The following is a 24,564-nucleotide window of genomic DNA, read 5'->3' on the forward strand; positions in this document are numbered from 1 at the left end:
CCGATTTCACTAGTACGCTGAGGTGTTGGGTCAGCCTTCACCGATGCGCTGTCGGAGTATGTACGGCTGCTATTTTGAAATGATAACACAGAAAGAACCGACTCTGGGCCGCAATGCCAAGATTTCGCCGTAGATTTGCCCGGCAATAAGTGGAACCTAACCTTCTTGTTGCCATGGCTGATTTCGCTGCCAAAATTGCCTTCGAGGCGCTTACCTACGACGACGTCCTGCTGCTGCCCGGTTATTCGGAAGTACTGCCCCGCGACGCCGACCCCAGCTCCCAGCTCACCCGCAACATTCGGCTCCAGCTCCCCTTCGTTTCGGCGGCCATGGATACCGTCACGGAAGCTGAAATGGCCATTGCGCTAGCCCAGGAAGGTGGCATTGGTATCATTCATAAGAACATGAGCATCCGGGCCCAGGCCGAGCTGGTGCGCCGCGTGAAACGCTCCGAGAGCGGCATGATTCTCGACCCGTTTACGCTGGAGGAAACCGCCACCCTGGCCGATGCCAAACAGCTGATGCGCAGCAACAACATCGGTGGCATTCCCATTGTGGACGACCAGCGCCGCCTCAAAGGCATCCTCACCAACCGGGACCTGCGCTTTGAGAAGGACATGACCCGCACCGTAGCCGAGGTAATGACTCCTACCCCGCTGGTAACGGCCCAGGCCGGCACCGCCCTGGCCGCCGCCGAGGACATCCTGCAGGATTCCAAGGTGGAAAAACTGCCGGTAATCGACACCGATGGCCGCCTCGTAGGCCTCATTACCTACAAAGACATCCGGAAGCGCCGCCGCACGCCCAACGCCTGTAAGGACGAGTTGGGCCGCCTGCGCGTGGGAGCTGCCGTGGGCGTTACCGCCGATTTGCTGGACCGCGTGGCTGCCTTGGTTGAAGCCGGCGTGGACGTAGTGAGCGTAGATACGGCCCACGGCCACAGCAAAGGAGTGCTGGATGCCGTGCGCAACCTAAAGCAGCAGTTCCCTAAGCTGGAAGTTATTGCTGGCAACGTGGCTACGGCCGCCGGGGCCCGTGCCCTGGCCGATGCCGGCGCCGACGCCGTGAAAGTAGGCGTTGGCCCCGGCTCCATTTGCACCACCCGCATTATTGCCGGTATTGGGGTACCGCAGCTTTCGGCGGTGATGGAGGCGGCCCGGGGCCTGGAAGGCACCGGCGTACCGCTCATTGCCGACGGCGGCATCAAATACTCTGGCGACGTGGTGAAAGCCCTGGCCGCCGGCGCCAGCACCGTTATGATTGGCTCTTTGCTGGCCGGCACCGAGGAAGCCCCCGGTGAGGTGACGCTGTTTGAAGGCCGCAAGTACAAAAGCTACCGGGGCATGGGCTCCGTGGAAGCTATGGAAGAAGGCTCGAAAGACCGGTATTTCCAGGATGCCGAGGACGACGTGAAAAAACTCGTTCCCGAAGGCATTGTGGGCCGCGTGCCGTATAAAGGCTTGGCGGCCGAGGTACTGTACCAGCTTTCGGGTGGTCTGCGGGCCGGTATGGGCTACTGCGGGGCGGGCAGCATTGAGGCACTACAACAGGCGCAGTTTGTGCGCATTACCGGTGCCGGCCTGCGCGAGTCGCACCCCCACGACGTGCAGATTACCCGCGAAGCCCCCAACTATAGCAGCCGCTAGCTTGCCACGTAGGTTTACTGAAACCTACTAAGTGCTTCGACCATTAAAAAGCCGACGGTTCTCCGGAGCCGTCGGCTTTTTTGGGCTTGCATCCTTGGGAGAGCATATGCCGTATCTGCGGGCTTGCATAGTGGCTTTTTCCCCGCAGCCTGTATCTTGCTACTCCATTCGGCTCCTAGCGCTGCCTTACACTGGCAGAATTTTCCTGCATGTCATTTCTTCGGAAGCTACATCCCTTCCTGTTTCCCTTCACCCTCCTAACGTGGTTAGGGCTGCTGGGCTGCATGGTGCTGCATGCCCAGCCGCAGCTGTTTCCGGCAGTTTCTGCGCCGGCCAAATGGGTTCTTTTAGTGCTGCAGGCCTTTTTTACAGCGGGTATGTTTATGCTGGAGCGCAGCAAGCCCGAACGGCTGCGCGGCCTCGATTTTATCGGGCTGCTGCGTGGGCTGGTGCTGGGCCCTGGGCTCCTAGCAACGCTGTGCGTCGGGCTGCATCTGCTGCAGCGGCTCATTAGTACAAGCCTACCTGCTACCAGCTCCCTGCTGTTTGCGGTAGTGTACACCATCAACATTGGGCTGTTCACGGTGCTGCTGGCGCGCACCAACTATGTGTGGCGCTCCTTGGTGCTATTCCGGTCTTCGGGCTGGCTGCGCCGCCAATGGGTGGTATTTGAGGTATTGCTGGGCGCTACGCTGCTGGTACACCTGTTTGCTCCTACGCCCACCTGGGGCTTTGTCACGCTGATAATCGGGGCTTTGGCGGCTTTCGGTGTGTACATCAGCAGCCACCAGAAATGGGTAGCCTTCCTGAACCGCCGCCAAAAGCTGCAGGCTGTACTGTGGCAGATTGCCGTTATTCTGGCCATGGGGGCATTTGTGCTGTATTTCCAGGAAACCCGCAACGAGCCTCTGCTCCTGAGTGTGCCCACGCAGCATACGTTTCTGCTCCTGAACGCCTTCTTCGCCGGCTTTTACGCGCTGATGGGCCTGCTGGTGACGGTATTTAACCTGCCCACGGCCAGCGTATTTGAGCAAAAGCGCGAGGAAATTCTGAGCCTGCAGCGCCTTACCCAGCTCATTCAGCGCGGACAATCGGCGCAGGAAGTGTACCAGATGTTCTTCGACTCGGCGGTGCAAACGGTGGACGCGGACGCCGCCTGGCTGGAAGTAACTTCGGAAGGCAACCCGGAGCAGCTGTTTTACAACATTCGCGCTGAGCAGTCCCAGTCCATTCGTCAGTTGCTGAGCGAGTACAACCTCGCCCACATTGAGTACCTGAACAACGACCTGTTCACCAGCGCCGGCTTCCGCAGCCTGGAGCTACCGTTCGGCTCCCTGATTGTGATGCCGCTCAACTCCAGCAAGCGGCAGTACGGCAGCATTTTTATGCTGAAGGAGCAGGCCCAGGGATTTGATCGGGAAAACCTGAGCATTCTACAGACCTTCGCCAACCAGGCAGTCCTCAGCATCGAAAACCTGCAGCTGGTGCAGGCGTCCATGCACACTCAGCGCGTGCAGGACGAGCTCAAGATTGCCTCGGCGGTGCAGGATAGCCTCATTCCCAAAAACCTGCCCATCGACAACTGGTTTGAAATCAGCTCGCACGCTTTGGCAGCCACCGAGGTGGGGGGTGACTTCTACGACTTTCTGCACTTGCCCGGCCGGCGGCTGGCCGTGCTCATTGGCGACGTATCGGGCAAGGGCGTAACGGCCGCGTTTCACGTGGCCCAGATGAAGGGCATCTTTCACGCCTTGATGCAGGAAAACCCGCTGGCCCGCAACGAGCGGGAGAAGTTTCCGGTGCCCAGCAAGTTTATGGCTCAGGCCAACAACGCCCTGGCCCGCTGCCTTGAAAAATCAGCCTTCATTACGGCTTCGCTCTACATCATTGACTATGAGCACGGTGGCTTTGTGTTTGCGCGGGCCGGCCACTGCCATACGCTGTACTATCACTCCATCAAGGAAGAAGTTTCTTACTTCCGCACGGCGGGGCTGGGGCTGGGTATTATCCGGAACGATACCTACGAGAAGCACATCAAAAATCAGTTTTACGACTACAACCCCAGCGACGTCATGGTGATTTACACCGACGGCATTGTGGAAGCGCGGAACGCGGCGCAGGAGGAGTACGGCGAGGAGCGCCTGCAGCACATCCTGGAGCAGACCTACTACCTTGATGCGCACCAGATTAAGGAGAAAATCCTGACGGATCTTAACGAATTCAGCAAGGGCCAGCCCATGCACGACGACCAGACGCTGCTGGTCATAAAATTCAAGGCCGCCCAACCTGAGGCTACGCTTTAACGTAGCACGGAGCTATGAAAATAAATCAACACGCTACCGAACATACCCTTACGCTCGTGCTGGACGGGGAGCTGGATGCCAGCTCTTCAGTATTGCTGGATACCGAGCTGAGCAAGCCCGAAATTCTGCGCTATCAGAAGGTGCTGATTGATTGCCGCCAGTTGAACTACATTTCGTCGGCGGGCCTGGGCGTATTTATTTCCCACCTGCAAAGTTTTCAGGATGCCGGCGTGAAACTGGTATTCTTCAACATGCAAGAGAAAGTGCACAACGTATTTGAAATCCTGGGCCTTGATTCGCTGATGACCATTGTACCGTCGGAAGCCGAAGCGGTAGCCTTTTAGTCGCGTTGCACACACTGCCAGGGCATGAAACACGCAATCAGAGTTAGCTGCACACGCCGCAACCTAAAGGTGGTGCGCGACTTCGTGAGCGAATTTCTGGCTACCCAACAGCTTTCCGAGCTCATCGTCAACCAGATTGTGCTGGCGGTAGATGAGGTAGTTGCGAACCTGATTATTCACGGCAACGGCGAGGATGAGTCCCAGTTCCTGGATATCCGGGTGTCTGTTCAAAATCATGTGTTCTGCATTGAAATAGAAGATAACAACCTGACCTCCTACTCCCCTTCCAGCTACCAGGAGCCTGATTTACAGGAATATGTACGCGTAGGCAAGAAAGGCGGCGTGGGTATGATGCTCGTCAACCGCATTATGGATCAGGTGGAATTCACCACGCAGGGTGCCCGCAACCTGTGCCGGCTGTGCAAGAAGCTGGCCTAAACGCGCGTCATACTACCAGTAGCATGCAAAAAGCCCGTTGCTAGCAACGGGCTTTTTGCATGCTGCCAAGCGGAACTATTTGCAGACCGTAGTCCTTCCGGGACCCAGAAAAAAATCCGTAAAATTGCGACTAGCAGTCGTCTGCACTTGCCAGGTTTTCTGGTAGCCGGGCCGGCTTCGTCTGATTCCTATTCTACTGTATGCACAAACGCATTTTGCTTGCCGGCACTGCCGCGGCTGCTTTTCTGGCCGGGTGCCAGGCCACCAAGCCTACCTCCAAGGCTCCCGTGCCCTCGGTTGAAACGCTGGGCACCACCGAAGTACCCGCCTCCGAGTTTGCGTACGTGTACCGCAAAAACAACAGCTCGGCCCCTGAGTACGGCACCCGGGCCAGCGTGCAGGAATACCTCGACCTCTACACCAACTTCAAGCTGAAGGTGCTGGAAGCCGAGCAGCGCGGCCTCGATACCACTCAGGCCTTCCGGCGCGAGCTGGACGGCTACCGCCAACAGCTGGCCCAGCCCTACCTCACCGAGAAAAGCGTGACCGACAAGCTGGTGCGTGAGGCCTACGACCGGATGAGCAAGGAAGTAAACGCCTCGCACATCTTGGTGCGCATCACCCCCGATGCCAGCCCCAAGGACACGCTGGTCGCCTATCAGAAAATTACGGCCCTGCGCCAGCGCGTAACCGGCGGCGAGGATTTCGCCAAGGTAGCTCGTGAAGCTTCTGAGGACCCATCGGCCGCCGAGAATGGTGGCAAGCTGGGCTACTTCACGGCCATGCAGATGGTGTATCCCTTTGAAACGGTGGCCTACGCCACGCCGGCGGGGCAGGTGTCGCAGCCGGTGCGCACACGCTTTGGTTACCACATCATCAAGGTGAACGACGTGCGCCCGGCCCAGGGCGAAATCAAAGTGGCTCACCTGATGGTGCGGACGACGCCCGGCATGCCCGCCGCCGACTCCGTGACCACCAAAAAGAAGGTAGATGAGCTGTACAGCCGCCTGACAAAGCAGGGCGCCAACTGGGAGAAAACAGTAAGCCAGTTCTCGGAAGATGCCGGCTCGGCCGCCAACGGCGGGGAGCTGCCGCCCTTCGGCACCGGCCGCATGATTCCGAGCTTTGAGGAAGCCGCCTTCAAGCTGCAAAAGCCCGGCGACATCTCGCAGCCCATCCAGACGCCCTACGGCTGGCATATCATCAAGCTAATTGAAAAGCAGCCGGTGCCCTCGTTTGAGGCCATGGAGCCCACCCTCAAAAGCAAGGTGGCCAAGGACTCCCGCTCGGAGTTGAATAAAGCTGCTTTCCTGAAGCGGGTCCGCACCGAAAACAGCTTCGTAGAGAACAGTGCCGTGAAGGACTACGCCTTTGCCAAAGCCGACACGGCCTTGGTAAACGGCCGGTTCAAGTACACGGCCCCGGCGGCCGTTGTGAAAGCGTCGAAAACGCCCACCGATAACTCTACGCTGTTCACCATCGGCGGCAAGCCTTACTTGGCGAAAGACTACCTGGCCTATGCCCAGCAAAACCAGCGCCCCCGCCCCGGTGCCGAGCCCCGCTTCGTAGCCCAGCAGCTCTACGACCAGTACGTGGAGCAGAGCTTGGTGGACTATGAAAAGGCCAACCTCGAAAACAAATATGAGGATTACCGCATGCTGGTGAAGGAGTACCGCGACGGGATTCTGCTGTTCCAGCTGATGGACGAGAAAGTGTGGAGCAAGGCCATTGAGGACACTGTGGGTCTGCAGAAGTTCTTTCAGGAAAACCAGGCCAAGTACCAATGGGAGCCCCGCGTGCAGGCCACCGTTATCAGCGCCGCTTCGCCGGAGCTGCGGGGCCAGGCCCAAACCTACTTCATGCCCTACGGTTCGAAGCCGGTACCCGGCAAACCTAACACCAGCACGGGTTTTGCCAAATCGATAGTTCCGGTAACGGCTGGCATTCCGGCTACATTCCGCTTCGCGCCTGGCACTACTACGCTGCTGCCCGACAGCCGCGCGGCCTTGGAGGCCCTGGCCGGCCGCATGGCCGCCGACACCACTATGGATTTGATGCTCAGTGCCCCGATTAAAACCCGGTCAGCCGGTGCACTGGCGGGTCGCCGCAACCAGGAGATACTGCGCTATCTACGTGACCAAGGTATTCCGGAGCGTCATCTGAGTTCCAATTCTCTGCTAGGTGGTAAGGCTCCGGTGCGCCCCGATGTGGTGCTGGTAAGCGCCTACAGCCGCAACCCGGCCGCTGTGGAGCAGTTCTTCAACGCCAAAAACCCGCTGGCCGTGCAGGTGCAGCAGCGCAGCTTCCAGAAGGGCGACAACAAGGTGGTGGACCTGTTTATGACCAACGCCCCCGGCATCTACACCGCCCAGCAGGACGGCCGCTACTACACCGTCATCATCGACCGGCAGCTGCCGGCCGGGCCCAAAACCCTGGCCGAAGTACGCGGCCAAGCCACGTCCGACTACCAGAACTACTTGGAGAAGCAGTGGATTGCCGAGCTGCGCCAGAAATACCCGGTAAAAATCAACCAGCCGGAAGTAGATAAGCTGGTGACGAAATAACACCTCCCAGCCACCGCAACAGTCAGCGCCCCGACGGAACCGGCCAGCCGGTCCGGCCCGGGGCGCTGCCTTTTTTCGGCACCGCCGGGGCCGCTGCAACCTCTGCCGCGGGCGGTGGCTCTCTTACCAAAACCGGCCTTCGTGCTCCGTCCGCGGGTGTTTTTGCCGGGTAAAGGATTTATGATGAAATTTACGGGCAACTATCGGCGTTTTGCCGGGGTTGTCTGGCTACGGAGCGGTACGCAGCCGCAGCATTACAGAAATACTCCATGATTCAAATAGTAGGGGCCCGCAAGGCGCTGTTGAGTGCAGTTTTGGTGGCCGTATCGGTCACGGCCAGCTTTGCCCAGTTGGGTGTGGGACGGCCGGCAGGGCAGAAAGTGGTGGACGGCATCATTGCCAAGGTGGATAATCAGATTGTCCTGCGCTCCGACCTAGAAGCCATTTACGCGCAGGAACAGGCCCGTGCCGAGGGCAAGCCTCTGCCCCCCGATACCAAGTGCCGCATTCTGCAAAGCCTGGCCCTGAACAAGCTGCTGCTGGCCAAGGCCGAAACCGACTCGGTGGTGGTAGAAGAGCCGCAGGTAAAAAGCGAGCTGGACCGCCGCATGGCCTATTTCGTGCAGCAGATTGGCTCGGAGAAAAAGCTGGAAGAGTACTACAACAAGCCGCTGAAGCAGCTGAAGGAAGAACTGCGGGTGCAGGTGAAGGAGCAGCTGATTCAGCAGAAAATGCAGGACCAGATTGCCGGCAAAGTATCAGTGACGCCCCGCGAGGTGCGGCAGTTCTTCAATCGCATGCCCAAAGACAGCCTGCCCTACTACTCCACGGAGGTGGAAGTGGGTCAGATTGTGAAGCTGGCCAAAACCAATACCAAAGCCAAGCAGGAGGCCCAGACCAAGCTCAACGACATCCGGGCCCGCATTGTGGCCGGTGAGGATTTCGCCACCTTGGCCAAGCAGTACTCGCAGGACCCCGGCTCGGCCGTGGAAGGCGGTTACCTGGGCTTCTTCAAGCGCCGCGAGCTGGTGCCCGAGTACGAGGCTGCCGCGCTGCGCCTGGAACCCGGTGGGTTGTCGCCCATCGTGGAGTCGCAATTCGGCTTTCACCTGATTCAGCTGATTGAGCGCAAAGGCGACTCGTACAGCACCCGCCACATCCTGCTCAAGCCCGAAACCGGCTCGGCCGATACCAACGAGGCCGCCCAGGAGCTCAGCAAGCTACGCCGCCGCATTCTGGCCGATAGCATCAGCTTTGCCAAAGCTGCCAAGGATAACTCCGACGACAAGCTGACCGGCGGCAACGGCGGTATGCTGCAGAACCGCCGCGACGAAAGCACTTACCTGCCCCTCGACCAGCTCGACCCAGCCATCTTCTTCACCATTGATACCATGAAGGTGGGCAGCATCACCCCGCCCCTGCCCTACCGTACCGATGACGGCAAGGACGCCGTGCGGATTCTGTACCTGAAGGCTAACCGCGCCCCGCACCAAGCCAACTTCGACGACGATTACCAGAAAATTGCCGCCGCCGCCCTCAACGAGAAGAAAAACAAAGCCCTCGACGCCTGGTTTGCCCAGAACCGTGGCACCGTGTACCTCGAAGTTGACCCCGAGTACGCCGGCTGTCAACTGCTGAACTCGGTAAACTAACTGTAGCTGGGAAGAAGTGGGTTGCATGGTGCGTTTTTGCATCCTGACCTGGCTTTTATCCGTCCTATCTCCTAGCTACTAACTCCTACCCTCTTTCTATGCCTTTCGCCTCCGATAAAGAAGCCGCCGACGCGCTGGCCCAGTCGTACCAGAAACTTCGCCAGGAAATCGGGAAGGTGATTATCGGACAGGAAGAGGTAGTGGAACTGGTGCTCACGGCCGTGTTTTCGCAGGGCCACTGCCTGTTGGTGGGCGTGCCGGGGCTGGCCAAAACCCTGCTCATCCAAACCATTGCCGATTCGCTGGACCTCTCGTTCAACCGGGTGCAGTTCACCCCGGACCTGATGCCCTCCGACATTGTGGGCTCAGAGACGCTGAATCAGCAGCGGGAGTTTCACTTCGTGCCGGGCCCGATTTTCGCCAACATCGTACTGGCCGACGAAATCAACCGCACCCCGCCTAAAACCCAGGCAGCCCTGCTGGAAAGTATGCAGGAATACGCCGTTACGGTAGCCGGCAAGCGGTACCCGCTGGAGCGCCCCTTCTTCGTGCTGGCCACCCAGAACCCCATCGAGCAGGAAGGCACCTACCCTTTGCCAGAGGCTCAGCTGGACCGCTTCATGTTCAACATTGAACTGGGCTACCCCAGCTACGAGGCCGAGTTGCAGATTGTAAAAAACACCACCTCCGACCGCAAGCCCACCGTAAGTAAGGTGCTACACGCGTCCGAGATTCAGGCGTTTCAGCAGCTGGTGCGCCGCGTGCCCGTGGCCGATAACGTGGTGGAGTACGCCGTGAGCTTGGTGCACAAAACCCGCCCCAATACCGGCCGCGCCGCCACCCGCGCCACGCAGCTGCTGGAATGGGGGGCTGGCCCCCGGGCCTCGCAGCACCTCATTGTGGGAGCTAAGTGTCACGCCCTGCTCCACGGCAAGTACTCGCCCGATATTGAAGACGTAAAAGCCGTGGCCCTGCCCATTTTGCGCCACCGTCTGGTGCGCAACTTCAAAGCTGAAGCCGAAGGCATTACGGTGGACCAAATTGTAAAAGAACTTCTCTGATTAGTTAGGAATGCTGCATGGTGAATGATGAACTGGTGGCCAACTTATGGTAGCTTCTTCTCGCTTCAACTAACCCTTCAGCACTCCTAACTCATAATTCATAAACCCAATGGAAGCAGCCGGTTACTACCAGCAGTTTGAGCGCAACCTCGAAATTATTCTGAGCGGCCTGGAGGCCGGGCTCGATGTGCATACCACGGCCCTGAATACTTCGTTGCCGCTGGAAGTGTACGTGCTGAGCGAAGTGCTGAACCAGGGCGGTGGCCAGTTCCGCCTCACCACCGAAACCCCGCTGGAGCGCCTGCGCGAGTTTTACGCTCAGTTCCGCCAGAACGAAGCCGGCAACGAGGCCATTCTGCAGCGTATTCTGGCCGATAAGAAAGCCATGATGCGTACCCCCGAAGGCCGCGTACTCACTAAGGAGATGCTCATCCGCCGCTTAGAGTACTTCAACGAAGCCGCCCGCCAGGTAAACGTGATGCGCAACCAGCGCGCCCTCGGCAGCCCGCCCCAGAGCCGTTCCGGCGTTGGGGCCGAACTGCAGAAAGGCTAATTCACAGATTTCATCGGATTGACGGCGGGTTTTGTGGTCAGTTACTGACCACGGAATTGAAGCCCAGAAAACGAAAAAGACTTGCCGTACTGGCAAGTCTTTTTCGTTTTCTGGATAGCTCGGAAGTGCAATGAATCGTCCACAAAATCCGCGGAATCCGCGGCACAATCCGTGAAATCAGTGGTCTTAGTTCATTGAGGCCAGGGCCTCTTTGCGCACTTTGGTATTGCCCTCTTTGGAGTGATGGAGCTGCAAGTGTCCGGTAGGTTCTTGTTTGAGGTGGGTGGGCACCTCGTCGCCGGCGGCACTTTTAGAGATGGTCACGCCGCCATCCACGAAGTAAGTAGCGCCGGTAACGTAGCTAGCTTCGTCGGAGGCTAGGAACAGGTACACGTTGGCTACTTCCTCGGGGGTGCCGCGGCGGCCCATGGGTACGCCGGCTACCGTATTCTTCTCCATCTTCTGGTTCATGGGGCCGCTTTCCTTGTGCGTCCAGGCCGTGTCAATGGGGCCGGGACCCACGCAGTTCACGCGCACCCCGTGCTTGGCCTGCTCCACGGCTAGGCCCTTGCTGAACGTCATTACCCAGGCTTTGGTACCACCGTAGGGCGTAATCATGGGGGAGCCCATGTGCCCTGCCTCTGAGCCCGCCGACACGATGTTGCCCTTGGTTTTCTGCAGCTCGGGCAGGGCCGCCCGGCTCATCATGAACACTGAGTAGATATTGTTCTTGATCATATACTCGAAGGCATCCACTGGGTACTTATCGAGCTCCGAGGTAGCGGGGAATACACCGGCGTTGTTGACCAGAATATCCAGCTTACCAAACTCCTGCACGGCGGCCTTCACGCAGGCTTCGGCGGTTTCCTGCTGGGCTATGTCGCCGAGGTAACCGATAGCCCGGCCGCCTTCGGCCAGAATTTCATCGACTACCTCGCGCACGGGGTCGGAATCAAGGCCTACTACTACCACGGCGGCCCCTTCGCGGGCAAACCGCTTGCTGATGGCTTCCCCGATACCGGAGCCACCCCCGGTTACAATGGCTACTTTATTGGCAAGTCTGGTTGACATAACGCAGATAATTTGAGTGAGAGAAACGAGCGGCCTGAGCCGGCTTTTGGCAGCCGGCTTTTCGTTCAGCCGCTGCATCCTCAACGGTTCAATGAAACACGGAGTTACCTCGTCACCAAGTAGTACACGCTGGGATTAGCCGTTTTTCAGCGTTTCTGCGTAGTATTTGGCACCTTCTTTTCCCGAAATCATGTACGCAGCTCCGCCTCTGCCCGCGCCTTCCGGTGCTCCCCTTGCCACGGCCCGGCTGCTACTCCGCCCCTACCACCCCACTGATGCGGAAGCCTTCTTTGAGCTGATTAAGCAGAACCGGGAACGGCTCCGTCCTTCTTTCCCTAACCGCGAGGCGGCCACGCCCACGCTGACGGCAGCGGCGCAGGTACTCAAGCAGTTTCACCATGACTGGGCTACGGGCCGGCTGTACGTGTTTGGCATCTGGCACCAACAAACCCAGCAGTACCTCGGCGACATCAGCCTCAAGCCTAACTGGGCTTCCCCCATCACCGCCGAAATTGGGTACTACCTGGCTGAGCAGGCTGAGGGGCACGGTTTCGCCCGGGAGGCACTGGTGGCAGCCATATCCTTTGGGTTTGATACGCTTAAAGCTAGCCGGCTGCTTATCCGGTGCCGGGCCAGTAACCCGCGCAGCTGTGCCGTGGCCGAGGCGGCCGGGTTTCAGCCGCTGCCTCCCCGCCCCCGGCCCTGGCCGCTCCGGGCCCTGGCCACTTCCAATATTCTGTACTACAGTTTGCGCCGGCCCGCCGAATGACCGCTACTGCGCACGGCGTTACTCTTTGCGCACAGTGCCCAGCAGAAAGCTCTGGTTGAAATTCAGGTACAGCGCGAAAGAGAAATCAAACAGACCGTTGTTCAGGTCGTACAACGGCTCAAAGCGGGTGGTGAGGATAACGTTGCCGGGAAGTTTGTAGTCCTTGATGGCCCGCAGAATCAGCAGCTGCCGGTTTTTCTCGGTGTACTCCGGGTCGGCTACTGACACGGACACTGACTGGTACAGCCGCCCCCCAATGGGCGATATGTAGCCGTTGCCTTGCCAATACGCCAACTGCAGATTGGAAAGTCGCGTGTCGAATCCGGCATTCAGGTACAGCCCGGTGCCGCGCTTGTAAGGCAGCACGTACGTGAAGGAGTAGTCGTGAAAGTAAGTCACGTAGCCATCAAAATGAGTTGCCTGCACGAAGCGCGAAGCCAGCGCCTTGCGTACCCGCACACCGGTAGCTAGGTTGAATAGCGTCTGCAATGGTCGGTCCACGGTATCAAGTTGGCCGCCGCGGTGCGTGGCCGTAAACTGGAAGGGTAGCTTCAGCAGCCACCCCAGCGAGTCGCCCAGCAGCCGGCGCTCCACACTCAGGCCGCCGGCTACCTCCTCTTGGTAATTGCTGAAGCGGTACTGCTGCCGCCGCCAGTTTATCCAGGCATCCAGAAACGTATTGTTGGTCAGGTACTGATACTGGGTGCCTTCTTCCAGCCGGTCGGTCATCACCCGCTCAAAGTCGTACATCGGCTCAATGTAGCCGTGCTGCAGGTTGCCCTCAATATTGCCGAACAGCAGCCGGTGCGGGCCGTTGGCGTACTTGAGCGTGAACAACGGCCGCACCTGCCGCAGCCGCAGCGTACCGTAGTCCTTCTGTAGAAAGATGCCCGCTTCCAGCCGCAGATTGGCCGCCGGGAAGTACACCAGCCGCGGAGCCAATTGTGCTCCGAAGTAGGTGAGGCCGGGGTCAATTTTGTTGAAATACTCGTTGTCCTTGTTGAACAGCAGGCCCTGCACATCCAGCCGAATTTGCCGCTCGTAGCCCGGCCCCAGGGGCAGACGGTTGTAAAATGACCGGTTATCCAACTGCGCCCAACTGGCCTGCGTACACCCCAGCCACGCTACCCACGTCAGTATCAGAACGGTACGAAACCGACGTATTTCCAAAAATTTTAGCACGGAAAAAATCTGCTAAATCCGACGAATTTTTTTAGCATTGCGGGCACAAAATATAGTCCGGCGGCGTTACCATGAGCCGACCCGCTCCGGCCCGCCGCGCGAGTTGTGCAAGGCCTCAAAAAGGCCTACATTCACCAAACCTACGCATTTCCAATCCAACCCCTCTTACTAATGGCTGCAACCACTGACAAGGCCGAAAAAACTGCCGCAAACCCCCAGGCCGAAAAACTGAAGGCCCTCCAGCTCACCCTGGATAAGCTCGACAAAAACTACGGTAAAGGCACCGTAATGAAGCTGAGCGACACGAAAGTGATGGACGTGGAGGTTATCAGCACCGGCTCGCTGGGCCTGGATATTGCCCTCGGCGTAGGCGGGCTGCCCAAAGGTCGGGTAGTGGAAATCTATGGCCCGGAATCGTCGGGTAAGACCACGCTGACCATGCACGCCATTGCCGAAGCCCAGAAACGGGGCGGCATTGCGGCCTTCATCGACGCCGAGCACGCCTTTGACCCTGCTTATGCGAAAAAGCTGGGCATCGACACTGAAAACCTGCTGATTGCCCAGCCCGACAACGGCGAGCAAGCTCTGGAAATTGCCGACCAGTTGATTTCCTCCGGTGCCATCGACATCTGCGTGATTGACTCCGTAGCCGCGCTGGTGCCCAAAGGCGAACTGGAAGGCGACATGGGCGACTCGAAAGTGGGCTTGCACGCCCGCCTCATGAGCCAGGCCCTGCGCAAGCTCACCGGTACCATCAACAAAACCAACTGCCTCTGCATTTTCATCAACCAGTTGCGGGAGAAGATTGGCGTAATGTTCGGCTCGCCCGAAACCACTACCGGTGGTAACGCCCTGAAATTCTACGCTTCGGTGCGTCTGGATATCCGTCGTATCGGCCAGATCAAGGAAGACAAAGACAACGTAACCGGTAACCGCACTAAGGTGAAGGTGGTGAAAAACAAAGTAGCCCCGCCCTTCAAGGTGATTGAGTTCGATATTATCTACAACGAAGGCATTTCGAAAGTAGGTGAGATTCTGGACCTGGGCGTGGACATGGGCATCATTGCCAAATCGGGCTCTTGGTTCTCCTATGAAGGCAACCGCCTGGGCCAGGGCCGCGAAGGTGTGAAAACCGTGCTGCTGGACAACCCCGAGCTGGCCGACAAAATCGAAGCCCAGATTCGGGCCAAGGTGAAAGGTGACCCGGAAGAAGCGCTGGCCGCCATTCCCGAGGACCGCTCTGTAGAGGAAGACGAAACCGTGGAGCTGTAAGCCTTGCATCGTTCTGCTAAAAAGCCCGCCGTACTGCACGGCGGGCTTTTTTATTGGCCATGTGCTATTTAACACAGAAAAATACAGCAACTATCTGCCCGTAAAACCGCCGGCTAGGATAGGCCGTACCCTACCAACATCATCGGAAATACCTTACCGGGAAGCATCCTCCTGCTATACGGCCCCAGCGCCACGTAAGAAGATATTTTTGCCCTGCCGGAATCCGAGTATCTTTGCTGGCACCGCATTTGAGTAGGTACCGGCTACACTCCAATCTGCCGATTATTCATGAACCGCCGCTGGCTTCTGTTTACTGTACTCGCGCTGCCGCTGACGGCTACTCTTACTGCGTTTGGCCCGGCCTCTGAACCCACCCGTACCATTGCCAACACCAGCTTTGAGCGGGGCGAGGTGCTTCAGTATAAAGTGCACTACGGGCTGATTAATGCCGCCGAGGCCACCATTGAGCTGGACGACGACGTGCACCGTATCCATGAGCGGCCCTGCTATAAAGCCACCGTCACGGGCCGCACCACGGGTTCCTTCGATTTCTTCCTGCGCATCCGGGACACGTGGCGCTCCTACATCGACACCACCAGCATTCTGCCCCAGCGCTTTTTCCGCAACATCGAGGAAAACAACTACCGCAAGCGCGAAACGGTGGACTTCGACCACGTGAAGGACGTGGCAGACGTGGAAAGCCACAAAAAGAACAAGGACGATGTGAAGAAGGGCACCTTCAAAGTGCCCAACAACGTGCAGGATATTGTTAGCGGCTTCTATTTCCTGCGCACCCTCAACTACGACCAGCGCAAAGTAGGCGAGGTGATTAAGGTGCAGGGCTTTTTCGACGAGGACGTGTTTAATATGGACGTCATCTACAAGGGCCGCGAAATAGTGGAAACCAAGGCGGGCACCATTCGCACCATTCGGCTGGTACCTAAAATGCCCAGCAACAAACTCTTTAAGGGCGAAAACGCCATTTCGGTGTTCCTCTCCGACGACCGAAATAAAGTACCGGTCCTGATTCAGGCGGAAATGTTCGTGGGCTCCGTTAAGGTGGACATGTACAAGTATAAAGGCCTCCGAAACCGGCTGAATCTGGTGGCTCAAAAATGATGCTTTTGCGAAGCGGCTCCCGTTGGGGGCCGCTTTTCTTTTTTTCTGATTTGCCCTTTTGCTCTTACCAAGTACCTGATGCAAACAACGCTAGCCACCCGCCGCCGCCTGGTGATGCCACCCCGCCGCCCCGCCGTGCCCCTGCCGGCACCCGGGCCGCCGCCCGTGGCCGATTTTGTGTGGCCCATTCCGAGTCCGGCCCCGCGCAAAGAAGCCATCCGGCCCGCATCAGGTAACGAAACCATAACACGCCGCCCGCGCCGCCCGGCGGTACTTTTGTCGTCGCGCATTCTGTTTTACCCTAAACCTCCCCGTTCCGTGCAACCAACCGCCAACCCCAACGCCTACAAAATTCTGGTAGTGGACGACGACCCCGATATTGTGGAGCTGCTGGAGTACAACCTGCGCAAGGAAGGCTACGAGGTAGCCAGTGCCCCCGATGGCCGCAAAGCCCTGGAAGTAGCTCCCCAGTTCGGTCCCGATATCATTCTGCTGGACGTGATGATGCCGCACCTCGACGGCATTGCCGCCTGCCGACAGCTGCGCGAGCAGCCCAAGTTCAAGGACACCTACATCATCTTCCTGACGGCCCGGGCCGAGGAGTTTTCGGAAGTAGCCGCCTTTGATGCCGGTGCCGACGACTTCATTGCCAAGCCCATTAAGCCCCGGGCCCTGCTCAGCCGTCTGGCCGCCTTCGTGCGCCGCGACAAAGACCCGCAGCAAACCTCGGATACCATCGAAATCAACGGCCTCAAAATTGACCGTACTGGTTTTGCCGTGTACCAGGAGGGCCGCAAGATTACCCTGCCCAAGAAGGAGTTTGAGCTGCTGGCCTTCCTGGCTGCCTCGCCCCATAAAGTATTCGGCCGCGACGAACTGCTGCAGAATATCTGGGGTAACGACGTGTTTGTGCTGGCCCGCACCGTGGACGTGCACGTGCGCAAAGTGCGCGAGAAAGTAGGCGACCACCACATCCAGACCATCAAGGGCGTCGGGTACAAGTTCAACACCGATAACTAAGTGAGTAAATGAGCGAGTGAGCGAATGAGTGAATTTCCAAAATGTCACTTGTTCGCTCACTCGCTCATGCACTTATTACATGCATGCGTTTCAACGTTTCTTCCCGCACTGTTGCCATCGTTCTGTCACTGCTGGTGGCGGCCGTACTGACGGCGCTGGCGTGGATAGCTCCTACCCTACCCTTCGAACAGGGTGTGCTGGCGGCGGGCATTACAGTAGCGGCCTGCTTTCTGCTGCTGTACCTGATGTTTGAGGCCCTGATTTTTCGGGAAATCAACAACATCTACGAAGGGCTGGAAAGTATCAAGCGCAAAGAGTTTCGGCGCATGTCGAACAAATTCCTGTTTCGGCCAGAGCCGCTCAAGCGCATGCGCGACGAAATTCTGGACATGGCCCAGCGCCGGCAGCAGGAACTGGAGGAGCTGAAGCGCCTACAGGTGCTGCGCCGCGAGTTTCTGGCCGATGTATCGCACGAGCTGAAAACGCCCATTTTCGCCGCTCAGGGTTTCGTGCATACTATTCTGGACGATGACGAGGTGGATGAATTCACCCGCAAGAAATTCCTGCAAAAAGCCGCCACCAGCCTCGATGCCTTGGATGCCTTGGTACAGGACCTGGTAACCATCTCCCAGCTGGAAAAAGGCGTGGTCCGTATGCGCCGCCAGCGCTTTGATGTGGGCCAGCTGGTGCAGGATATCTTCGAGCAACTGGAGCTGAAAGCGGCCCAGCGTCACGTAACCCTGTCGCTGGAGCCCGGCACGCCCACCGACGAACCTTTGCTGGTCGTAGCCGACCGGAACCGCATCCGGCAGGTGCTTATCAACCTCATCGATAACGCCATCAAGTACGGCCGCGAAAATGGCCACGTGCGCGTGGCGCTGCAGCCCGCCGGCAAAAGCCTGCGGATACGGGTGCAGGACGACGGCGAGGGAATCCCAAAGCAATTCCAGAACCGCATTTTCGAGCGGTTTTACCGCATCGATAAGAGCCGCACCCGCGAATCCCGTACGGCGGGGGGCTCGGGCCTGGGACTGGCCATCAGCAAGCACATCGTGGAAGCGCACAAATCCACCATCCGGGTGCGGAGCGAGCTGGGAAAAGGCACCACGCTGGAATTCAAACTTCCCCGCCCGAAGCGCACGATTGGTACTGCTGCCAACGAGGCCGCCGACGAAAACCAGTAGGCAGACGCTTGCTCAAGTCGCTTTTGGCTGGCTGTTCCGCTGCGGCTGCGGCATCAGCCTATTACCTGTTACCTTTGTGGCACTCTATGAAGCTGCCCAATTTCAACGACCTGATTCTGTTTGAGGACGAGGATTTCGTCATCATCAACAAACCCCCTTTTCTGGCTACCCTCGATGAGCGGTTCGGGGGCGCGCCCAACATCCTGCGCCTGGCCCGCGAGAAGTACGACGACGTGCAGGCCTGTCACCGCCTCGACAAGGAAACCAGCGGTGCGTTGGCCCTAGCCAAAAACCCGGCGGCCTACCGCCACCTCGCCATGCAGTTCGAGGACCGGCAGGTGAAAAAAGTGTACCATGCCGTGGCCTGGGGCGTACACCAGTACGAGGGCCTGCGCGTGGACCGCAGCATTGAAACTACCACCAAAGGCAAAGCCCGCCTGGCCTACAAAGGCAAGCCGGCCGTAACGCTGGTGCGCACCCTGGAGGCGTACGCCCGCCACACCCTGCTGGAATGCCAGCCCATCACTGGCCGCATGCACCAGATCCGGCTGCACCTGGCCTACCTGCAGGCCCCCATTGTGGGCGACGGTATGTACGGCGGCGACGACTTCTACCTATCGTCGCTCAAGAAGAAGTTCAACATGAAGCAGGGCGAGGAAGAGCAGCCGTTCATCAAGCGATTCGCCCTGCACGCTCGCCAGCTCACCTTCGCCAAGCTGGATGGTGAGCAGGTAACTATTGAGGCCCCCTACCCCAAAGACTTCCGGGTACTGGTGGAAACGCTGCAGCAGTATTCATGAGCTGGGGCTGTTGAGTATCAGGGCTCTGGTTGATTACTAAGTTCCTCCCGTTTTATCGTAATCGGTGTCATCTGCTTCTTTTGTTACGCGTGCACTAGCTGGCCCCGGGCGTTGGTTCTGGCCCTTACTAATTGGGTTAAATTTCCTGCTCCACGCCCCGTTTTTTAACCGGCCACCTTCCAGCATCCACGTCTGGCGGCAATGCAATACCCTGGCCGTAGCGCGTAACTTCTTCGAGGAAGACATGAACATCCTGCGCCCCCGGGTAGACCGGCGGCGCAACACCGACGGCGTGACGGGCATGCAGTTTCCCTCCTATGAGTGGCTGGTGGCCGGGAGCTATAAATTGTTCGGAGTACACAATGCCGTAGCTCGCATTGTCAACTGGTTGATTTACATGGCTGGGGTGGTAGCCTTTTACCACCTGGTGCGTCGCATTAGCGGAGCCCACTGGCCAGCCGCAGTAGCCGCCTGGTGCATGGCCTGGAGCCCCGAGCTGTTTTACCACGGCATCAACGCCCTCCCCGATATTCTGGCCCTCACGGCTTCTATTGCCGGCCTGCACTGGTTTGTGCGCTGGCGTGATTCAGGCCAGCCCCTCCCCTTTGTGCTCAGCCTGCTGGCCGTTACGCTGGCGGGCCTCACCAAACTGCAGTTCCTGGCCGTAGGCTTTCCTATTACCGTGCTTGTGGTGCAGGATGTGCTGCAGCGGCGTATATCGTGGCCGCGGCTGGGGCTGCTGGCTGGCTACGCCGTGGTGGCCGTAGCCGTGCCGCTGGCGTGGTACGCCTACGCCCTGCGCCTGATTAAAACCTCCGGGCTTGACGACTTCGGCATTGAGTTCCGCCCGGCCACCGACCTGGCCGTGGGCTTGCGCATTATCTGGAAAAACCTGATTTCCGACCTGCCCGAACTGCTGTTGGGCTACGGTACGCTGGGCCTGTTTGTAGCTGGTCTGTGGTTTCTGGCCCGTCGGCCGCCCGTACGGCACCCGTGGTTCCTGGCTCTGGCCGTGTGGGCCGCTGGCGTAGGTGCCTACTACCTCATCGAGCTGGCGCAGATGCGGCTGCACACCTACTACATGATGCCCCTGCTGCCCCTGCTGCTGCTGCTGGCCGCCTGGGGGGCCGTGCAACTGTACCGTTTACCCCAGGCCCGTCCGTGGCTGCTGGCGTTTCTGTTGTTCCAGCCGGTGTGGGCCTTTATCCGCATCGACTGGGGTCGGTGGCTGCACCACAGCCCCGATGTAGCTGCCGAGCTATATGACCCCACCACCCGGACCACGCTGGAAGCCGCCACGCCCAACCACGCGCTCAGCCTAGTAGGTCCCGACGATTCGGGAGCCATTATGCTGTATTACCTGCACAAGAAGGGGTTTGGCTTCAGCAAACTAACTGACCTGCTGGCCCCGCAACCTAGCGGCCAACTGTATATCCAACAGTGCATTGCCCAGGGTGCGCAGTTCCTCTACACCAACGACTCAACGGTGGTACGCAGCCCGGAGCTACGCCCATACCTCGGGCGGGAGGTGCGGCAAGTGGGTGAGTTCCGGGTAATACAACTGCAGAACGCGCCAGCTGCAGGGCGTTAGCCAGTGAGCTTTCGGCGGTGCTGCAACCCTTTCAGCCACAATTATTAGCCCCGGTTTGCTTTTTGGCAGAAAGCCGGTAACTTTGTGTCCGTTTTCCCCGAACCGTGTTCGGCTTCTTCTTCATTTTCAAACGCTTATCCTCCTACCCAATGGATCATTTGAGCTTCAAGACGGTATCCGTCAACAAAGCCAACGCCAACAAGGGCTGGGTTGTGGTTGACGCCGCCGACGCTACCCTGGGTCGTCTCGCCAGCCAGATTGCCAACATGCTGCGTGGCAAGCACAAACCCTCCTTCACGCCCAACTCTGACTGCGGTGACAACGTGATTGTCATCAACGCGGACAACCTGCGCGTGACCGGCAAAAAGCTGACCGACAAAATCTACATCACCCACTCGGGCTACCCCGGCGGTCAGAAGCGCATCAACCTGCGTGACAAGAAAGCCAAAGACTCGACCCGTGTGATTGAGCACGCCGTACGTGGCATGCTGCAAGGCAACAAACTGGGTGCCGAGCAGTTCCGCAACCTGTACGTGTATAAAGGTGCTGAGCACCCCCACGAAGCTCAACAGCCTAAAGCTGTTTCTTTCACGAATCTCTAAGCCGACATTCGGCCCCTTTTAACTCTTCACTTAATGGAAATCTCCAATACCTCTGGTAGAAGAAAAACCTCGGTGGCCCGCATCTACATGCAGGCCGGGCAAGGGAATATCACTATCAACGGCCGGGACATCAAGGCTTACTTCAGCAATGAGCTCCTGGAAAACATCGTGAACCAGCCCTTGGCTACGGTCGAGCAAGTCGGCCAGTACGACATCAAGGTAAACGTGCGCGGTGGTGGCATCTCGGCTCAGGCTGAGGCTATCCGTCTGGCCATCTCGAAAGCCCTCGTAGGCGACAACGACGAAGTTCGTCCGGCCCTGAAGAAAGAAGGCTTCCTGACCCGTGACCCGCGCATGGTGGAACGTAAGAAATTCGGTAAGCGTAAAGCCCGTCGTTCGTTCCAGTTCTCGAAACGCTAATATCTCCAGAGGAACACTATCATGGCTCAGACCACCACATATAAAGAACTGCTTGATGCCGGTGCCCACTTTGGTCACCTTACGCGCAAGTGGGACCCGAAAATGGCGCCGTACATCTTCATGGAGAAGAACGGCATCCACATCATTGACCTGAACAAAACCCTCGTTTCGCTCGACCAGGCTGCTGCGGCTATCCGCAACATCGCCAAGAGCGGCCGTAAGGTGATGTTCGTGGCTACTAAAAAACAAGCGCAGGAAATCGTTACGGACGAAGCCAAGCGCCTGAAAATGCCTTTCGTTACGGACCGTTGGTTGGGTGGTATGCTCACCAACTTCGCTACCGTACGCAAGTCGCTGAAGAAGATGAGCACCATCGACAAGATGGTGAAGGAAAACACGGCGTACGCCGCCCTCGCTAAGCGCGAGAAGCTCATGATGTCGCGCGAGCGGGAGAAACTGGAGCGTGTACTGGGCGGCATTGCCGACCTGAGCCGCCTCCCCGCCGCTCTGTTCGTAGTGGACGTGAAGCGTGAGCACATTGCCGTGAAAGAAGCTCAGAAACTGGGCATTCCGGTATTTGCCATCGTGGATACGAACTCGAACCCCGAGCTGGTACAGTTCCCCATCCCGGCCAACGACGACGCTTCGAAATCTATCCAGCTGATTGTAAGCGTAATCGGCAAGGCTATCGAAGACGGTCTGTCGGAGCGTAAAGTCGACAAGGAAGACGCCGACAAGAAGCAAGCCGAAGAAGAAGGCATCCAGGAGAAGCAAGCTGCCGACGAATAGGCTAGCGGCCCTCCATAGAAAAGGGAACATGCGAAGCACTCGGCTCCGGTGTTCCCTTTTTCTTTAACCAGAGCTAGAGCCTATCCGCTCCTAGCCCTGCTCCCAGAAATACCCTCTCAAACCACATACAACTCACAACAATGGCCGCTATTACCGCCGCAGACGTGAACAAGCTGCGCACCATGACCGGTGCTGGCATGATGGATTGCAAAAAAGCTCTGACCGAAGCTAACGGTGACTTCGAAGCCGCCCGCGACATTCTGCGTAAGCAGGGTCAGAAAATTGCTGACAAGCGTTCGGAAAACGCTACTTCGGAAGGCCTCGTGCTGGCTGCTGTTAGCGAAGACGGCACCAACGGCAAACTGGTAGCCTTGGCTTGCGAAACCGAGCCCGTTGCGAAAGTAGAAGACTTCAAAAATCTGGCCCAGCGCATCCTGGAAACGGCTGTTAAAACCAACGCCGCTACTAAAGAGGAACTGCTGGCTGCCGCTCAGGAAGATGGCCGTTCGCTGCAGGAGCACATCACCGACCTGATGGGCAAAATCGGCGAGAAGCTGGACGTAGTTGCCTACGAAAACGTAACCGGCGAGAAAGTAGCTTCTTACATCCACTCGGATAATAAGAAGGGTGTACTGGTAGCCATGAAGAACGTAGGCGGTGCCGACGTAACTTCGGTAGGCCGCGACGTAGCCATGCAGATTGTAGCCATGCGCCCCGTAGCCCTCGACAAAGACGGCGTAGACGCTGCTACCATCGAGCGTGAAATCGAAATTGGCAAAGAGCAGGCTCGTGCTGAAGGCAAGCCCGAGGCTATGCTGGAGAAAATTGCTCAAGGCAAGCTGAACAAGTTCTACAAAGAGAACACCCTGCTCAATCAGGAGTTCGTGAAGGACAGTTCGGTGAACATCGCCCAACTGCTCGACAAGACGCAGAAAGGCCTGACCATTTCGGACTTCAAGCGCGTAGCTATTGCCGGCTAAGCCTAAATTCCACTCTTAAGAAGAGCCCGTTGGTTACCAACCAGCGGGCTCTTTTTTATTCCCAAGGTTATGCCCGCAAGCTCAACAATATAATTTCTCCAAGCTCAACTGTAGCGCTCTTATGAGTGACGATGCATGTATAAGGCAGTCCTATATATTAAATTTACACAATATTTTATTAGACAAACAAATTATAAACAAAGTAATATTCACACTGATTAAGCTCATTTTACAGCCAAAATTCCCAATTATAGAACAATGTATTTACATACGATAAGCAGAACTTAACCCGGCAAAAACCCGTATTCAACGAATATAAAGTATTCCTGTGCTTCATTAATGACTATAAATGGGGTTTATAACACAATTTTGTGTCCTGCTCTGTTCGTGTCATCACCAAGCACGCCACACCTAATTGTCCCAGAATGAAACTAAGCGCGTACCCTTTTCATGCTACCACGGGTGAACTCCTGCCGGCCTACCGCGACGCCTATTTGCGCGGTGACCTGAGCAGCGAAAATACGGAGTTGGTAGATGGATTTTTAAAAGAAAACCGAGACAAAGGCGACGAAGTGCTGCGTCGGTTTTATGAGCTAAATCAGAAGGGCCACAGCGTCCGGCCTGTAGGTTGGGTGCAGCGGCAGTTTGACTTGATGCGCACGGAGCCCGAGCGGTTTCGGCGGCGGGCAGCCTCTCTACTGATTGGTGGGGCTTTGCTCAGCGGCGCGGTGCTTGCCAATACCAACCTGCCCACGGCTTCTGACAACACTCCCACGGTGACTGACGCTGTGGAAATGCCCGCCGAAGCTGGAGCTGCTACCGCCCTCCGGATAGTGACGGTTAAAGGCCGGATTCTGGATGAGAATGGTCGCCCGCTCATTGGGGCTACTGTGCTACAGAAAGGCACCAGCCGGGGTGTAAGCACGGATGCAGAAGGGAATTATACGTTGCGTCTGCCAGTTAATCAGAAGGCCACGCTGCAGTATGGATATGCGGGCTACACGGAGGAAGAATTGCTGGTTCGTAGTGGCTCAACTACCAACGTAACGTTGCTTCCTAAAGCAGGTAGTTTGAAGGTCGCTAAAAAGCGCTGGCTGTTTTTTTAGTGTCACCAAAAGCAAGCCCCTACCCAGTATGTGCTGAGAGGGGCTTACAATAAATAGCGTGTCGCAAAAGGTGCCTGGTATAGCGCCTTTTCCTTTAG

22 protein-coding genes are annotated in these 24,564 nt (G+C 57.7%); 20 read left to right on the plus strand and 2 right to left on the minus strand.

Annotation, left to right across the window (positions count from 1 at the left end):
- Positions 1–173: 173 nt before the first annotated feature.
- From guaB to LF252_RS13395, 8 genes are all read left to right on the plus strand, one after another.
- A complete protein-coding gene (gene guaB / locus LF252_RS13360; protein ID WP_226270092.1) occupies positions 174–1,646 on the plus strand; it encodes an IMP dehydrogenase in 1,473 nt (490 codons plus the stop codon).
- A gap of 209 nt (positions 1,647–1,855) precedes the next feature.
- Positions 1,856–3,949, plus strand: coding sequence for a PP2C family protein-serine/threonine phosphatase (locus LF252_RS13365; protein ID WP_226270093.1), 2,094 nt, complete (start codon positions 1,856–1,858; stop codon positions 3,947–3,949).
- A 14-nt stretch (positions 3,950–3,963) separates the two neighbouring features.
- On the plus strand, positions 3,964–4,293 hold the full coding sequence (locus LF252_RS13370; RefSeq protein WP_226270094.1) for an STAS domain-containing protein: 330 nt from the start codon (positions 3,964–3,966) through the stop codon (positions 4,291–4,293).
- 24 nt (positions 4,294–4,317) lie between these two features.
- On the plus strand, positions 4,318–4,731 hold the full coding sequence (locus LF252_RS13375; RefSeq protein WP_226270095.1) for an ATP-binding protein: 414 nt from the start codon (positions 4,318–4,320) through the stop codon (positions 4,729–4,731).
- Positions 4,732–4,931: 200 nt separating this feature from the next.
- Positions 4,932–7,295 carry a peptidylprolyl isomerase gene (locus LF252_RS13380; RefSeq protein ID WP_226270096.1) on the plus strand — a complete coding sequence of 788 codons (2,364 nt, stop codon included), beginning with the start codon at positions 4,932–4,934 and terminating at the stop codon, positions 7,293–7,295.
- 269 nt (positions 7,296–7,564) lie between these two features.
- The gene (locus LF252_RS13385) at positions 7,565–8,947 is read left to right on the plus strand and encodes a peptidylprolyl isomerase (RefSeq protein WP_226270097.1); all 1,383 of its coding nucleotides are present in this window, start codon (positions 7,565–7,567) and stop codon (positions 8,945–8,947) included.
- A gap of 98 nt (positions 8,948–9,045) precedes the next feature.
- Positions 9,046–10,008: an AAA family ATPase gene (locus LF252_RS13390; protein ID WP_226270098.1), complete on the plus strand. Its 963-nt coding sequence runs from the start codon at positions 9,046–9,048 to the stop codon at positions 10,006–10,008.
- A gap of 109 nt (positions 10,009–10,117) precedes the next feature.
- A complete protein-coding gene (locus LF252_RS13395; protein WP_226270099.1) occupies positions 10,118–10,561 on the plus strand; it encodes a hypothetical protein in 444 nt (147 codons plus the stop codon).
- Between the two features lie 186 nt (positions 10,562–10,747).
- Here LF252_RS13395 and LF252_RS13400 read toward each other — a convergent pair whose 3' ends face one another.
- Positions 10,748–11,632, minus strand: a complete 885-nt coding sequence (locus tag LF252_RS13400) for an SDR family NAD(P)-dependent oxidoreductase (RefSeq protein WP_226270100.1) — start codon at positions 11,630–11,632, stop codon at positions 10,748–10,750.
- Between the two features lie 190 nt (positions 11,633–11,822).
- Between LF252_RS13400 and LF252_RS13405 the strand changes: the two genes are divergently transcribed.
- On the plus strand, positions 11,823–12,401 hold the full coding sequence (locus LF252_RS13405; protein WP_226270101.1) for a GNAT family N-acetyltransferase: 579 nt from the start codon (positions 11,823–11,825) through the stop codon (positions 12,399–12,401).
- A gap of 18 nt (positions 12,402–12,419) precedes the next feature.
- Here the strand turns inward: LF252_RS13405 and LF252_RS13410 are convergent, their stop codons facing one another.
- The gene (locus tag LF252_RS13410) at positions 12,420–13,583 is read right to left on the minus strand and encodes a hypothetical protein (RefSeq protein WP_226270102.1); all 1,164 of its coding nucleotides are present in this window, start codon (positions 13,581–13,583) and stop codon (positions 12,420–12,422) included.
- A gap of 171 nt (positions 13,584–13,754) precedes the next feature.
- Here LF252_RS13410 and recA point away from each other — a divergent pair, with 171 nt between their 5' ends.
- The 11 genes from recA (at position 13,755) to LF252_RS13465 (ending at position 24,466) form a co-directional block, all read left to right on the plus strand.
- Positions 13,755–14,855 carry a recombinase RecA gene (recA, locus tag LF252_RS13415; protein ID WP_226270103.1) on the plus strand — a complete coding sequence of 367 codons (1,101 nt, stop codon included), beginning with the start codon at positions 13,755–13,757 and terminating at the stop codon, positions 14,853–14,855.
- Between the two features lie 288 nt (positions 14,856–15,143).
- Positions 15,144–15,974, plus strand: a complete 831-nt coding sequence (locus tag LF252_RS13420) for a DUF3108 domain-containing protein (protein WP_226270104.1) — start codon at positions 15,144–15,146, stop codon at positions 15,972–15,974.
- A gap of 318 nt (positions 15,975–16,292) precedes the next feature.
- Positions 16,293–16,994 carry a response regulator transcription factor gene (locus LF252_RS13425; protein ID WP_226270546.1) on the plus strand — a complete coding sequence of 234 codons (702 nt, stop codon included), beginning with the start codon at positions 16,293–16,295 and terminating at the stop codon, positions 16,992–16,994.
- Between the two features lie 83 nt (positions 16,995–17,077).
- Entirely contained in the window at positions 17,078–18,178 is a 1,101-nt protein-coding gene (locus LF252_RS13430; RefSeq protein WP_226270105.1) for a sensor histidine kinase, read from the plus strand.
- Between the two features lie 86 nt (positions 18,179–18,264).
- Complete coding sequence (locus LF252_RS13435) at positions 18,265–18,978, plus strand: RluA family pseudouridine synthase (protein WP_226270106.1); 714 nt, start codon at positions 18,265–18,267, stop codon at positions 18,976–18,978.
- A 244-nt stretch (positions 18,979–19,222) separates the two neighbouring features.
- Positions 19,223–20,569 (plus strand): ArnT family glycosyltransferase, encoded by a 1,347-nt coding sequence (locus tag LF252_RS13440; protein ID WP_226270107.1) that lies wholly within the window; start codon positions 19,223–19,225, stop codon positions 20,567–20,569.
- A gap of 149 nt (positions 20,570–20,718) precedes the next feature.
- On the plus strand, positions 20,719–21,171 hold the full coding sequence (gene rplM / locus LF252_RS13445; RefSeq protein ID WP_226270108.1) for a 50S ribosomal protein L13: 453 nt from the start codon (positions 20,719–20,721) through the stop codon (positions 21,169–21,171).
- Between the two features lie 33 nt (positions 21,172–21,204).
- Positions 21,205–21,591: a 30S ribosomal protein S9 gene (gene rpsI / locus LF252_RS13450; RefSeq protein WP_125417763.1), complete on the plus strand. Its 387-nt coding sequence runs from the start codon at positions 21,205–21,207 to the stop codon at positions 21,589–21,591.
- Between the two features lie 21 nt (positions 21,592–21,612).
- Positions 21,613–22,380, plus strand: coding sequence for a 30S ribosomal protein S2 (gene rpsB / locus LF252_RS13455; RefSeq protein ID WP_226270109.1), 768 nt, complete (start codon positions 21,613–21,615; stop codon positions 22,378–22,380).
- A gap of 140 nt (positions 22,381–22,520) precedes the next feature.
- Complete coding sequence (tsf, locus tag LF252_RS13460; RefSeq protein ID WP_226270110.1) at positions 22,521–23,360, plus strand: translation elongation factor Ts; 840 nt, start codon at positions 22,521–22,523, stop codon at positions 23,358–23,360.
- 425 nt (positions 23,361–23,785) lie between these two features.
- Positions 23,786–24,466: a carboxypeptidase-like regulatory domain-containing protein gene (locus LF252_RS13465; protein WP_226270111.1), complete on the plus strand. Its 681-nt coding sequence runs from the start codon at positions 23,786–23,788 to the stop codon at positions 24,464–24,466.
- The last annotated feature ends 98 nt before the right edge of the window (positions 24,467–24,564 follow it).

The organism is Hymenobacter pini (assembly GCF_020421205.1).
Lineage (GTDB): Bacteria > Bacteroidota > Bacteroidia > Cytophagales > Hymenobacteraceae > Hymenobacter > Hymenobacter pini.